The organism is Streptomyces sp. NPDC033216 (genome assembly GCF_055577115.1).
Window position 1 is genome coordinate 242,248 of sequence record NZ_JBVIQK010000001.1, and the last position, 13,103, is coordinate 255,350.

The 13,103-nt window shown below is 72.3% G+C and carries 13 protein-coding genes; 10 read left to right on the forward strand and 3 right to left on the reverse strand.

Annotated features, from left to right (window positions below; genetic code table 11):
* Positions 1 to 4: 4 nt before the first annotated feature.
* On the reverse strand, positions 5 to 664 hold the full coding sequence (locus tag ACZ5Y0_RS01090; RefSeq protein ID WP_469126541.1) for a pirin family protein: 660 nt from the start codon (positions 662 to 664) through the stop codon (positions 5 to 7).
* Between the two features lie 93 nt (positions 665 to 757).
* On the opposite strand from ACZ5Y0_RS01090, the gene ACZ5Y0_RS01095 reads away from it, so the two are divergent.
* The 5 genes from ACZ5Y0_RS01095 (at position 758) to fabF (ending at position 5,682) form a co-directional block, all read left to right on the forward strand.
* Positions 758 to 1,963 (forward strand): PucR family transcriptional regulator, encoded by a 1,206-nt coding sequence (locus ACZ5Y0_RS01095; RefSeq protein ID WP_469126542.1) that lies wholly within the window; start codon positions 758 to 760, stop codon positions 1,961 to 1,963.
* 89 nt (positions 1,964 to 2,052) lie between these two features.
* Positions 2,053 to 2,976 carry an ACP S-malonyltransferase gene (locus ACZ5Y0_RS01100; protein ID WP_469126543.1) on the forward strand — a complete coding sequence of 308 codons (924 nt, stop codon included), beginning with the start codon at positions 2,053 to 2,055 and terminating at the stop codon, positions 2,974 to 2,976.
* A 16-nt stretch (positions 2,977 to 2,992) separates the two neighbouring features.
* On the forward strand, positions 2,993 to 3,994 hold the full coding sequence (locus ACZ5Y0_RS01105; protein ID WP_469126544.1) for a beta-ketoacyl-ACP synthase 3: 1,002 nt from the start codon (positions 2,993 to 2,995) through the stop codon (positions 3,992 to 3,994).
* Positions 3,995 to 4,076: 82 nt separating this feature from the next.
* Positions 4,077 to 4,325 (forward strand): acyl carrier protein, encoded by a 249-nt coding sequence (locus tag ACZ5Y0_RS01110; RefSeq protein ID WP_467513517.1) that lies wholly within the window; start codon positions 4,077 to 4,079, stop codon positions 4,323 to 4,325.
* An 85-nt stretch (positions 4,326 to 4,410) separates the two neighbouring features.
* Entirely contained in the window at positions 4,411 to 5,682 is a 1,272-nt protein-coding gene (fabF, locus tag ACZ5Y0_RS01115; RefSeq protein ID WP_469126545.1) for a beta-ketoacyl-ACP synthase II, read from the forward strand.
* An 87-nt stretch (positions 5,683 to 5,769) separates the two neighbouring features.
* On the opposite strand, the gene ACZ5Y0_RS01120 is transcribed toward fabF, so the two are convergent.
* Complete coding sequence (locus ACZ5Y0_RS01120) at positions 5,770 to 6,264, reverse strand: DUF3145 domain-containing protein (protein ID WP_469126546.1); 495 nt, start codon at positions 6,262 to 6,264, stop codon at positions 5,770 to 5,772.
* Positions 6,265 to 6,546: 282 nt separating this feature from the next.
* On the opposite strand from ACZ5Y0_RS01120, the gene ACZ5Y0_RS01125 reads away from it, so the two are divergent.
* The 3 genes from ACZ5Y0_RS01125 to ACZ5Y0_RS01135 all read left to right on the forward strand — a co-directional run bounded on the left by ACZ5Y0_RS01125 (position 6,547) and on the right by ACZ5Y0_RS01135 (position 10,593).
* A complete protein-coding gene (locus tag ACZ5Y0_RS01125; protein WP_469126547.1) occupies positions 6,547 to 7,446 on the forward strand; it encodes an SGNH/GDSL hydrolase family protein in 900 nt (299 codons plus the stop codon).
* A gap of 15 nt (positions 7,447 to 7,461) precedes the next feature.
* Positions 7,462 to 8,433: an aldose epimerase family protein gene (locus ACZ5Y0_RS01130; protein WP_469126548.1), complete on the forward strand. Its 972-nt coding sequence runs from the start codon at positions 7,462 to 7,464 to the stop codon at positions 8,431 to 8,433.
* Between the two features lie 879 nt (positions 8,434 to 9,312).
* Positions 9,313 to 10,593, forward strand: coding sequence for a pyroglutamyl-peptidase I (locus ACZ5Y0_RS01135; RefSeq protein WP_469126549.1), 1,281 nt, complete (start codon positions 9,313 to 9,315; stop codon positions 10,591 to 10,593).
* Here ACZ5Y0_RS01135 and ACZ5Y0_RS01140 read toward each other — a convergent pair.
* Positions 10,574 to 11,371: an EI24 domain-containing protein gene (locus ACZ5Y0_RS01140; protein WP_469126550.1), complete on the reverse strand. Its 798-nt coding sequence runs from the start codon at positions 11,369 to 11,371 to the stop codon at positions 10,574 to 10,576. The two genes, ACZ5Y0_RS01135 and ACZ5Y0_RS01140, sit on opposite strands and share 20 nt — an antisense overlap.
* 238 nt (positions 11,372 to 11,609) lie before the next feature.
* Here ACZ5Y0_RS01140 and ACZ5Y0_RS01145 point away from each other — a divergent pair, with 238 nt between their 5' ends.
* Positions 11,610 to 11,876 (forward strand): hypothetical protein, encoded by a 267-nt coding sequence (locus ACZ5Y0_RS01145; RefSeq protein ID WP_469126551.1) that lies wholly within the window; start codon positions 11,610 to 11,612, stop codon positions 11,874 to 11,876.
* A complete protein-coding gene (locus ACZ5Y0_RS01150) occupies positions 11,873 to 13,027 on the forward strand; it encodes a serine hydrolase domain-containing protein (protein ID WP_469126552.1) in 1,155 nt (384 codons plus the stop codon). The genes ACZ5Y0_RS01145 and ACZ5Y0_RS01150 overlap by 4 nt, the downstream gene beginning before the upstream one ends.
* Positions 13,028 to 13,103: the final 76 nt, after the last annotated feature.

Here is a 13,103-nt window from a genome sequence, read left to right on the forward strand (position 1 = left end):
CCGCTCAGCCGGACATCTCCCAGATCAGCACCTCGGCCGGACCCGCGCCGGCCACCGCCTCCAGGTCCTTCTCGTCGGCGGCGCGCACCGCGTCCCCCGGCCCCAGCTCGTGCGGGCCGAGCCGCACGGCGCCGCAGACCACATGGAGGTAGACCCGCGGGGCGTCCGGCACGGCCGTCCGCTCCCCCGCCGCCAGACGCCGTACGTGCAGCATCGCGCCCGCCTCCGGGACGGCGTACGGCGTGGAGTCGGCGATACCGCGGACGAGGTCGTAGGCGGGCTCACCACCCGGCTCCAGCGGGGCCAGCCACATCTGCACGAAGGTCAGCGGGCCCGTGCCGTCGTTGCGCTCGACGTGCCGCACGCCGGCCGCCGAGCTGAGCCGCTGCACGTCGCCGACGCGCACCAGCGTCTCGTGGCCGCGGGAGTCGCGGTGGGTCAACTCGCCCTCGACCACCCACGTCACGATCTCGGTGTGACTGTGGGGGTGTTCGCCGAAGCCGGCGCCGGGAGCGAGACGCTCCTCGTTGCAGGCGATCACAGCGCCGAAGCGGAGGTTGGCGGGGTCGTAGTGCGGGCCGAAGGAGAAGGCGTGCCGGGTCTCGATGCCGGCCCCCGGGTCCCCACCGGGGTAGCGCTCGTCGGCGCGGCGTACGTCCATCACGGAACCACCGTAGACCCGCCGGTCGGCGGGGCGGTGTTCTCGCCGGTGACCCGCCCGTCCGTGCTCGCGTCCCGATAAGGCAGTCTTGTCCACGTGCCCGAACCCGAAGCCCGCGCCGCCCGAGCCGCGGCGCACGCCGCCCACGCCCACTCCGCGACCCTGAAGCGGCTGGAGAAGTCCTCCGGGAGTCTCGCCGCCCAGGCCATCACGCGCATGGACGAGACGCTGCCGTGGTACCGGGCCATGCCCCCGGAGAACCGTTCCTGGATCGGGCTGGTGGCCCAGGCGGGCATCGCCGCGTTCACGGAGTGGTTCCGGCGTCCGGACGCCCCGCAGGCCATCTCCACCGACGTCTTCGGGACCGCGCCGCGCGAGCTGACCCGGGCCATCACCCTGCGCCAGACCGTCGAGATGGTGCGCACCACCATCGAGGTGATGGAGAGCGCGATCGACGAGGTCGCGGCGCCGGGCGACGAGAACGTGCTGCGCGAGGCGCTCCTGGTCTACGCCCGCGAGATCGCCTTCGCCACCGCCCAGGTGTACGCCCAGGCCGCCGAGGCACGCGGCGCCTGGGACGCGCGGCTGGAGTCGCTCGTCGTGAACGCCGTCCTCAGCGGGGAGGCCGACGAGGGCGCCGTCAGCCGGGCCGCCGCACTCGGCTGGAGCGCGCCCGAGCACGTGTGCGTGGTCCTCGGAAACGCGCCGGACGGGGACTCCGAGCTGACGGTGGAGGCCATCCGGCGGGCCTCGCGGCACGCCAAGCTCCAGGTGCTCACCGGGGTGCTCGGCTCCCGGCTCGTCGTCATCGCGGGTGGCAGCGACAATCCGATGGCCGTGGCCAAGTCCCTGATCGGGCCGTTCGCCGCGGGGCCGGTCGTCGCGGGCCCCGTGGTGCCCGACCTGCTCGCCGCGACCCGGTCCGCGCAGGCCGCCGCGGCCGGGCTCAAGGCGTGTTCCGCCTGGCAGGACGCGCCGCGCCCGGTGCTGGCGGACGATCTGCTGCCGGAGCGCGCGATCGCGGGTGACCCCGGAGCGCGCGAGCAGCTGGTGGAGGAGATCTACAGACCGCTGGAGGAGGCGGGCTCGGCGCTGCTGGAGACCCTCGCGGTCTATCTCGAACAGGCGTCCAGTCTGGAGGGTGCGGCCAGGATGCTCTTCGTCCACCCCAACACCGTGCGCTACCGGCTTCGACGTGTGACTGACGTCACCGGCTGGTCACCGTCGGATGTACGCTCTGCGTTCACCTTGCGCATCGCGCTGATCCTGGGGCGTCTCGTCGACGGGGACCCCCAGAGCTAGCGTTTTGTGGGGGGCCCACAAAACCCCCTGCTGTTCTTCGTCCCTGTCCCCACGGGCGGCCGTGCCCGTACCCAAGAGAGAGTGTGAGAGTGCTCGTACTCGTCGCTCCCGGCCAGGGCGCACAGACGCCCGGCTTCCTGACCCCCTGGCTCGAACTGCCCGGCGCCGCCGACCGTGTCGGCGCGTGGTCGGACGCCATCGGACTGGACCTCGCCCACTACGGCACGCAGGCCGACGCGGACCAGATCCGTGACACCGCGGTGGCGCAGCCGCTGCTGGTCGCGGCCGGCATCCTGTCGGCCGCCGCGCTCGGCGAGCTCGCGGACATCGCACCCGGCGCGGTCGCGGGTCACAGCGTCGGCGAGATCACCGCCGCCACCTTCGCGGGCGTCCTGGACGACATCGCCGCGCTGGCCCTCGTCCGCAAGCGGGGCCTGGCCATGGCCGAGGCCGCCGCGATCACCGAGACCGGCATGTCGGCGCTGCTCGGCGGCGACCCCGAGGTCTCCGTGGCGCACCTGGAGAAGCTGGGCCTGACCCCGGCGAACGTCAACGGCGCCGGCCAGATCGTGGCCGCGGGCACCCTGGAGCAGCTCGCCGCGCTGAACGAGGACAAGCCGGAGGGCGTCCGCAAGATCGTTCCGCTCAAGGTCGCGGGCGCCTTCCACACGCACCACATGGCCCCCGCGGTCGACACGCTGGCCGGCGCCGCCAAGGAGCTGTCCCCCGCCGACCCGCAGATCGCCTACGTCTCCAACAAGGACGGGCGGACCGTGGCCACCGGCGCCGAGGTCCTCGACCGGCTGGTCGGCCAGGTAGCCAACCCGGTCCGCTGGGACCTGTGCATGGAGACCTTCCGGCAGCTCGGCGTGACCGCGCTGATCGAGGTCTGTCCCGGCGGTACGCTCACCGGTCTCGCCAAGCGCGCCCTGCCCGGCGTGAAGACGCTGGCGCTGAAGACCCCCGACGATCTCGACGCGGCCCGCGAGGTCATCGCCGAGCACAGTGCCTGACAAGGAGCCGACGAGCATGTCGAAGATCAAGCCCAGCAAGGGCGCCCCGTACGCGCGCATCCTCGGCGTGGGCGGCTACCGGCCCACCCGTGTGGTGCCCAACGAGGTGATCCTCGAGACGATCGACTCGTCCGACGAGTGGATCCGCTCGCGCTCCGGCATCGAGACGCGGCACTGGGCGAACGACGAGGAGACCGTCGCCGCCATGTCGGTCGAGGCGTCCGGCAAGGCGATCGCCGACGCCGGGATCACCGCCGGGCAGATCGGCGCCGTGGTCGTCTCGACCGTGTCGCACTTCAAGCAGACCCCGGCCGTGGCCACCGAGATCGCCGACAAGCTCGGCACGGACAGGGCCGCCGCCTTCGACATCTCGGCCGGCTGCGCGGGCTTCGGCTACGGCCTGACCCTCGCCAAGGGCATGATCGTCGAGGGTTCCGCCGAGTACGTCCTGGTCATCGGCGTCGAGCGGCTGTCCGACCTGACCGACCTGGAGGACCGGGCCACCGCGTTCCTGTTCGGCGACGGCGCGGGGGCGGTCGTGGTCGGCCCGTCGAAGGAGCCGGCCATCGGCCCGACGGTCTGGGGTTCCGAGGGCGACAAGTCGGAGACCATCAAGCAGACCGTGCCGTGGACGGACTACCGCGACGGCGAGGTCGCGAAGTTCCCGGCGATCACCCAGGAAGGCCAGGCGGTGTTCCGCTGGGCCGTGTTCGAGATGGCGAAGGTCGCCCAGCAGGCACTGGACGCGGCCGGCATCAGCTCCGCCGACCTGGACGTGTTCATCCCGCACCAGGCCAACGAGCGGATCATCGACTCGATGGTGAAGACTCTCAAACTGCCGGAGTCCGTCACGGTCGCGCGTGACGTACGGACCACCGGGAACACCTCGGCCGCCTCGATCCCGCTCGCCATGGAGCGGCTTCTGGCGACCGGCGAGGCCAGGAGCGGCGACACCGCGCTCGTCATCGGATTCGGGGCGGGTCTCGTGTACGCCGCGACGGTCGTTACCCTCCCCTAGGCACTCCGTGCCGGATCATGCGGTCCGGAACGGAAAACACCCAATGCCACACCCTCTGGAACACAACGAAGGAGCGCCGACAATGGCCGCCACTCAGGAAGAGATCGTCACCGGTCTCGCGGAGATCGTGAACGAGATCGCCGGGATCCCGGTCGAGGACGTCCAGCTGGACAAGTCCTTCACCGACGACCTCGACGTCGACTCGCTGTCCATGGTCGAGGTCGTCGTCGCCGCCGAGGAGCGCTTCGACGTCAAGATCCCCGACGAGGACGTCAAGGACCTCAAGACGGTCGGCGACGCGACGAACTACATCCTCAAGCACCAGGACTGAGCCACTGCTGGGGCCGGATGATCCGGCCTGCCCCGCCACCCGGCGGTGGCGCCGCTGAATCCCGATCGTTGGAGAAAGAATTCCCGTGAGCCCGACCAATCGCACCGTGGTCGTCACCGGTATCGGCGCAACCACACCGCTGGGTGGCGACGCAGCCTCTACCTGGGAGGGCCTGGTCGCCGGCAAGTCCGGCGTCAAGCCCCTGGAGCAGGACTGGGCGGCCGAGCAGGCCGTCCGTATCGCGGCGCAGATCGCCGTGGAGCCCACCGAGGTCATCCCGCGGCCGCAGGCCCGCAAGCTGGACCGCTCGGCGCAGTTCGCGCTGATCGCGGCTCAGGAAGCCTGGAAGGACGCCGGTTTCGCGGCCAAGGCCGGCGAGGACGCGAGTGTCGACCCGGACCGGCTCGGCGCGGTCATCGCCTCCGGCATCGGCGGCGTGACGACCCTGCTGGACCAGTACGACGTGCTGAAGGAGAAGGGCGTCCGCCGCGTCTCCCCGCACACCGTGCCCATGCTGATGCCGAACAGCCCGTCCGCCAACGTGGGTCTGCTCGTGGGCGCCCGCGCGGGCGTGCACACGCCGGTCTCGGCGTGCGCGTCGGGTGCCGAGGCCATCGGCTACGCCATCGAGATGATCCGTACCGGCCGCGCCGACGTCGTGGTCGCCGGCGGCACGGAGGCGGCGATCCACCCGCTGCCCATCGCCGCGTTCGGCAACATGATGGCGATGTCCAAGAACAACGAGGACCCGCAGGGCGCCTCGCGTCCCTACGACACCGGGCGCGACGGCTTCGTGCTCGGTGAGGGTGCCGGTGTGATCGTCCTGGAGTCCGCCGAGCACGCCGCCAAGCGCGGGGCGCGGGTGTACGCCGAGGCGGTCGGCCAGGGCATCTCCGCCGACGCCCACGACATCGTGCAGCCGGAGCCGGAGGGCCGCGGCATCGCGCACGCCCTCCAGAACCTGCTGGACCACACCGACCTGGACCCGGCGGAGATCGTGCACGTCAACGCGCACGCGACGTCGACTCCGGCCGGTGACGTGGCCGAACTCAAGGCACTGCGCAAGGTGTTCGGCGACGAGGCCGACCACATGGCGGTCTCGGCGACGAAGTCGATGACCGGTCACCTGCTCGGCGGCGCGGGCGGCGTGGAGTCGGTGGCGACGGTCCTCGCGCTGTACCACCGGGTGGCTCCGCCCACCATCAACGTCGAGAACCTCGACCCCGAGGCCGAGGCGAACGCGGACATCGTCCGCGGCGAGGCGCGCAAGCTGCCCGTCGAGGGCCGTATCGCCGCGCTGAACGACTCGTTCGGCTTCGGCGGGCACAACGTGGTGCTGGCGTTCCGGACGGTCTGAGAACCGCCTGTACGTGCGTGAAGGGGCCCCACCCGAGAGGTGGGGCCCCTTCTTCGTGCCCGGCGCCCTCGTCCGGGGCACCGTGGCTCACACGACCTGGTGCAGCCATCTCACCGGGGCGCCCTCACCCGCGTAGCGGAACGGCTCCAGTTCGTCGTCCCAGGGCTTGCCCAGGAGCTTGGCGATCTCCGCCTCCAGGTCCGTCTCGCCGCGCTGGGAGCGGGCGAGGGCGGCGCGCAGGCGGTCCTCGGGGATGAGGATGTCCCCGTGGATGCCGGTGACGGCGTGGAAGATACCGAGGTCGGGGGTGCAGCTGTAACGCTCGCCCTCGGCGGTGGCGCAGGGCTCGGCGGTGACCTCGAAGCGCAGCAGGTGCCAGCCGCGCAGTGCGGAGGCGAGCTTGGAGGCGGTGCCGGCCTCGCCCTGCCAGGAGAACTCCGAGCGCCAGGTGCCGGGCGCGGCGGGCTGCCGGATCCAGTCGAGGCTGACGCGAGTGCCGAGCACCCCGGCGACGGCCCACTCGACGTGCGGGCACAGCGCGCGCGGCGCGGAGTGCACGTACAGAACTCCACGTGTCGTCACCGGGACCTCCGGGCAGAGCGGGACAGTCTTGCAGGCTGGCATGGCGGCTGTGGCGGGCAGCCACGTTGATGGCGAGGCTACCGTGCGACGGCGCAAGGAGTGTGACGTACCGTCGGTCCCGGGCCGCCGAAAGGCCCCCATTCACCCGGCAGGACGCCTGAACCCGCGTGATCCGTCGCTTCCTGTCGGACTCGGGAACTCCCGGACGTTGTCATTGGGGGGGGGCGAATCGTCCGGCCGGGGGACCGGCCGGCGAGCGGGACGACCGAGGGGACACCAGGGATGCGGAACCGAAGCCACCGCTCGCGGGCCGTGGCAGCCGTGACGACCGCGGTCGTGCTGGGCGCGGCCGGCTGCGATGTGCTGGGCGGGGAAGGGCCGGGCGCGTCGGGTGCGCGGGAGCGGCAGGCGAAGCCCTCGGCGTCGCCGACGCCGGTGTGGGACAGCAGCCCCGCCTCGCTGGCCGCGGTGGGCGACTCCATCACCCGCGGCTTCGACGCGTGCTCGGTGCTGTCGGACTGCCCCGAGGTCTCGTGGGCGACCGGCGACAGCGGCGAGGTGAACAGCCTGGCGGTTCGGCTGCTGGGGGCGGCGAAGGCTGCCACGCACAGCTGGAACTACGCGGTGTCCGGGGCTCGGATGGCGGATCTGCCGGCGCAGATGGTCCGGGCGGCGGCGAAGAAGCCCGCGCTGGTGACGGTGATGGCGGGGGCCAACGACGCCTGCCGGGCGTCGGCGGAGGCGATGACGCCGGTCTCCGGCTTCCGGTCGGAGTTCGAGGAGTCGCTGCGCACCCTGCGCCGGGCCTCGCCCTCGACGCAGGTGTACGTGGCGAGTGTGCCGAACCTGAAGCGGCTGTGGTCGCAGGGCCGGACGAACGAGCTGGGCAAACAGGTGTGGAAGCTGGGGATCTGTCCGTCGATGCTGGGGGACGCGGACGCGCTGGACTCGGCGGCGAATCTGCGGCGGGAGACAGTGCAACGGCGCGTAGAGGACTACAACGCGGTGTTGAAGGAGGTCTGCGCCAAGGATCCGCGGTGCCGGTTCGACGGCGGCGCGGTGTACGAGTTCCGCTTCGGGACGGACCAGTTGAGCCCCTGGGACTGGTTCCACCCGAGCAAGGACGGCCAGGCCAGGCTGGCCGAGATCGCCTACCGCAAGGTCACCGCGCGGATCGCGTGATTTAGGGTTTCGCTCATGAGTGATCACTTCGGAACACTTTCCGACGGCACCCCCGTGCACCGCTGGACCCTGGAGCGTGCGGGCGTGCGGGTGCGGGTCCTGTCGTACGGCGGGATCGTGCAGTCGCTGGAGGTCCCGGACCGGGACGGGGCGACGGCGGACGTCGTGCTGGGGTTCACCGACCTGGAGGGGTATGTCTCGCATCCGGAGCCCTACCTCGGTGCTCTGGTCGGGCGGTACGCGAACCGGATCGCTCAGGCCCGCTTCCCTCTGGACGAGGTGACCTACGCCCTCGCGCCGAACAACGGGCCGAACTCACTGCACGGCGGTGAGCGCGGTTTCGACAAGCGGGTGTGGGACGTGGAGCCGGTCGAGCACGGCCTGCGGCTGAGCCGGGTCAGCCCGCACGGCGAGGAGGGTTTCCCCGGCCGCCTGGAGGTCACGGCGACGTACACGCTGGACGCGTCGGGGGCGCTGCGGTTCGTGTACGAGGCGGTCACGGACGAGCCGACAGTGGTGAACCTGACCAATCACAGCTACTTCAACCTGAGCGGCTCGGGGAACGCCGGTGGGCACGAGCTGCGGCTGGCCGCCTCCCGGTACACGCCGGTCGACGACGACCTGATCCCCACCGGTGAACCGGCGGACGTGGCGGACACCCGCTTCGACTTCCGCACCTCCCGCAAGGTCGGAAGCGGCTTCGACCACAACTTCGTGCTCGACAAGGGCGTCACGGCCGAGCCGGTGGAGGTGGCGGAGCTGTACGATCCGGCGTCCGGGCGGCTCCTGACGGTGGCTACGACCGAGCCGGGGATCCAGGTGTACACGGCGGACCACCTGGGCGAGCCGTTCGGTCCCGGCGAGGGCATCGCGCTGGAGACCCAGCACTTCCCGGACTCCCCGAACCGACCGGAGTTCCCGAGCACCGAGCTGCGGCCGGGCGCGGTGTACCGGTCGGAGACGGTGTACGGCTTCTCGGCGCGGTAGACGCCGCGGGAGCCGGACACGGGAGCGGCTTCTCGGCGCGGTAGACGCCGCGGGAGCCGGACACGGGAGCCCGGCGGAAGTCGGACACGGGAGCCGAAGCCGGGAGCCGGACGCGGGAACCGCGGCGGGAGCCCGGCGGGGCGGTCCAGCGGGGTGCCGTGCCGCCGGCACGCCGGCGTCGGGCACCGCGCGGGCCCCCTGCGGGCCCGCCCCCTGGCACGCTGGCGGGAAATAGCCCCGGTCCAGGGGTCAGGTCCCGGACCGGGGCTGCTCTTGGGGCGCGGGGCCCGCGTCAGACGTTAATCGCCGCGACGGTCCTGCGGTCCGCGAGAGACCTACCCACCTGGATTTCGTACGAACCCTTCACAAAGGACCACCGGTGGGCGGCCCCGATCGACCCGTTGTGCTCGCTGGTCGAGTACGACGGGATGCGGCATGGCATCCCCCGGCCCCTCCGCGCGCTCCTGGGCGGGAGCGTCACCGAGAGGGAATCGCGGCGCGGGTAGGCTTCAGCGACCGGTGACCGGTACCAGCAGGTGCGGCGAACATCGCGGCGGTCCTGCGCACCGAGTGCGGCGATCGCCTCCCGAGCGGCCTCCCCCCGGAATGGACCGCTCCCCTGCTGGTGAGAGACGGCTCCGGTTCCAGCGGCTCCCGGACCCAAGCCCGGAGTCGGAGTCGGAGGACACGCCGGGCGCCTTCCGTGACCTCCCGCGGCCGCTCGGCCAGAACGTGGACCGAGGGCCGGCCGGGCCGGTGCGTGAGGCCGGGCCGGGCAGTCGGCGGGGCGGGCGGGCGCCCCATGGCGTGGACCACGCCGGTCACGCGATACTTCCGGCGTTCCGCGCCACGCGCCCCACCCGCGACGGAAGGACCTCAATGCCCCCGCGTTGCCCACGAGTTCGTGCCGGTGTCCTCGGCCTGTCCCTGGCGGTCTGCCTCTCGGTACCCGCGACGGCCACCGCCGCTCCGGCCACCGCTGCCGACGCGTCCACGGCCGAAGCCGCCACCGTCGAGGAGCAGCGGCTCGACCGGGCGGTGCCACGGGAGATCCTCGCGGCGTCCGGGTTCGACGCCGTCACCTCCGACTTCGCGCGCAAGCTCGGCGCCGCCCACTCCTATGCGCAGGCCCGGAGTGTCGTCGTGCGCGAGGGCGCGGCGCTGTGGCGGCGGGCGGTGGACCGGGCACAGGGGCGGGGGCCGGCCGGCGGGGAACTGAGCCGGGACGACGACCGGCCGCTGTACTGGGCGCGGTTGGCCATGGCACGTGAGGTGCGTTCGTGGGAGCCGGGCTTCGGCCTGAGCGTCGTTCGACGCAGGGTGCTGACGGACGACCTGGAGCGCACCACGCGCGGGCGGACGGACATCCGGTACCCGCGGGGAACCAAGGGGGTGAAGCGGGTTCTCGTCACCGGGTTCGACCCGTTCACCCTGGACCGTGACGTGCGGATCTCCAACCCGTCCGGGGCGAGCGCGCTGGCACTGGACGGCACGGTGATCGAGACCGATCAGGGACCGGCACGGGTGGAGGCGGCCGTGTTCCCGGTGCGCTGGCGGGACTTCGCCCAGGGGACGGTGGAGCGGACGCTGCGCCCGTATCTGCGGCAGGTGGACCTGTTCACGACCGTCAGTCAGGGGCGCGTGGGCCGGTTCGACGTCGAGCGGACCAACGGCGCCTGGCGGGGTGGGTTCCCGGACAACGAGAACGTGAGCAGGACGGAGACCGTCCCGGTCACCGACCCGGCCTCGCAGCCCCAGTGGACGGCCACGACCCTGCCGTACCGGGAGATCGTGGCGGCGGACACCGGTCGTTTCCCGGTGTACGACAACACGAGTGTGACCGAGATCCCCGCGGGCGGCACCGATCCCGTCGTACGGCCGGACGGGCCCACCGCCGGGTCGAGCGCGCGGGCCGGGGGCGGCGGGAACTACCTCTCCAACGAGATCGCCTACCGGGCCACCCTGCTGCGCGACCGGCTGGGGCTGCGCGACACGCTGCCGGGCGGCCATGTCCACACGCCCGTGCTCCAGTTCGGTGCAGGGAACACCGACCCGGCCACGGGGACGGTGACGGACCCGGAGTTCGTGCGCAACCGGCTGGACATCGTCGCGCAGGTGCGGGCGATCGTGGCCGTGGCGGTCAGTAGGGCCGCGGGGTAGCGGCCGGCTCCTCGCGGTCGTCGTCGGCGCCGGTCTCCTCGCCCAGCAGGTCCCGCGACATGAGCGTCGCGCCCGCGACTGCGCCCGGCATCAGGAACACCGCGACGAAGGGGACCAGGAAGGCGACCGCGAGGGGCGTGCCGAAGCCCCAGACGAGGGTCCGGCGGGAGCGGAGCAGCGCGAGCCGGGACCGTGCGTCGACGGTCCGGCGCTGGAGGGCGACGGACGTCAGTTCCTCGGTGAGGAAGAAACCGGTGACGAAAAGGCCGATCACCGGCACGACCGTCTGACCGAGGAACGGGACGAAACCGAGTGCGAACAGCAGCACGCCCCACAACAGCGCGCGCAGCAGGACCCACAGGCTGTCGCGGGCCGAGATCCACAGCTCGCGCCAGAGCGGCAGCCCGGACACCGGGGCCGAGCCGTCCGGCGACACGTCACGGTCGACCTTCTCGGAGAGGCTCTCGTAGAAGGGCTGCCCGATCAGGAGCGTGACCGCGGTGAAGGTCACCACGGCGAGCAGCAGGCCGAGCGCGAACAGCACGGCGGTGAGGAACCCGCGGAACAGGCCTTCCCAGGGGCTCGGCCAGTCGTCGGCGAACGGTGTCGCCCACCCCACGAAGTCCTCGCCCCACACGGCGAGCGTCACGAGCGCGCCCACGTAGAGGACGAGCGTGATCAGACCGGGCACGAGCCCGAACCCGTACTGCTTCCCGTGTCGGGCCACCCAGCGCTGGCCCTTCAGCAGGTATCCGAAACCCACCCCAAGATCGTGCATGGCCGGAATTCTATCGGGGCGCGGGCATGACATCCGAGCCGCTGTGGACAGCGTGCGGGACGGGGCCGGACAGCGGACCGGTGCGGGCTCGAACCCCTGTCCCGGTCGGCCACGTAGGCCATCCGGGCTATCGGTGACACCGACATCTGCTTGTTGCAGTTGAGTCGAAGGGCTCGACCTCGCCGTATCGAACCACGGAGAGCAGCTCACGATCGCGGCACGTCCAGAGGAGGTACGCGTGCGCACCACGAGAACCACCCCCGCCGGACGCTGTGACCCGGTGGACCTCCCGCCCGTCTCCGTCCGCCGGCGGACGCTCGCCGACGGGACCGGCGGTCCCTCCACGGCGGCCGGGCGACCCGCGGCCGGGAGGGCGCCGCACGCCGTTCCGGCCGGCACCGAACCCCTCTTGCGGCATCACCCGAAGGACGGGTTCCCGCAGGTCGCGCAGGCATTGTTGACCACGGCACACGCAATCAGCGGTCTGGTTGAGGAGAGCGGATGACCCAAGAGATCCATGGCACCGTCGCGGCGGGCTTCGAGACGGTGCGGGACGAGTTCGCCGCGTTCGTGGCGACCGAGCGGCCCGACTACGAAGGCCAGTTGTGCGTCCATGTGCACGGCCGGCGGGTCGTCGACCTGTGGGCCGGGCAGGACGCGGACGCCGACTCCCTCTACGGCGTGTTCTCGTCCACCAAGGGTGCCGCCCATCTGGTGGCCGCGCTCCTCGTCCAGGAGGGGACGCTGGAGCTGGACCGCAAAGTCACCTACTACTGGCCGGAGTTCGCCTCGGAGGGCAAGGGCGCGCTGACCCTGCGGGACCTGCTCGCGCACCGGGCCGGCGTGGTCGGCACCGACTCCGGGTTCTCCCGGCAGGAGTTGGCGGACGACCGGCAGATCGCCGAACGGCTCGCCGACCAGCGGCCGTTCTGGCGTCCGGGCACCGCGTTCGGCTATCACGCGCTGGTCATCGGCGCGCTCAGCGGCGAGGTCGTACGGCGGGCCACCGGCCGTACGCTCCAGGAGGTGTACGAGGAGCGGGTGCGGGCGCCGTACGGGCTCAACTTCTTCCTGGGGCTGCCGGGGGCGCACGAGCCTCGGTTCCGGCCGACGCAGGCGATGGAGCCGACCGGGAAGCAGCGGGCGCTGCTGGACTCGCTGCCGAGCGGACCGCACACCCTGTCGGCCGTCGCCTTCAACCGGCATGCCGCCGAGCCGACGGATCTCGAACTGCTGCCCAATGACCCGCTGGTCCGGGCGAAGGGGCCGGCGTCCGTCGGCGGTGTCGCCTCCGCGCGCGGGCTGGCCGGGATGTACGCGGCGGCGATCAGTGAGGTCGGGGGGAAGGCTCCGCTGCTGAAGGAGGACACGGCGGCGGAGTTCGGGCAGTTCCACTCCGTGGGGTACGACCTGGTGGCACGGGCGCACAAGTCGTACGGGCTGGGGTTCCAGGCGACCGCCGACACCTGGTATCCGGTGCTGGGCGTGGGGGCCTTCGGGCACAGCGGGGCGGCGGGGAGTCAGGGGTTCGCGGATCCGCGCAGCGGGGTGGCGTACGGCTACACGCGGCGGCGGTTCGCGTATCCGGGTGGGGCGGGACCGGAGAACGAGAGGTTCGTCGCCGCGGTGCAGGGGGCTGCGGCGACTCTCGGGTGAGGGGAGCGGGTGGGGTGCTTCGCCCGCCCGCCCGCCCGTCCCGCCCCGGGGACTCCGCCCCCGGGCCCGCGGCCTC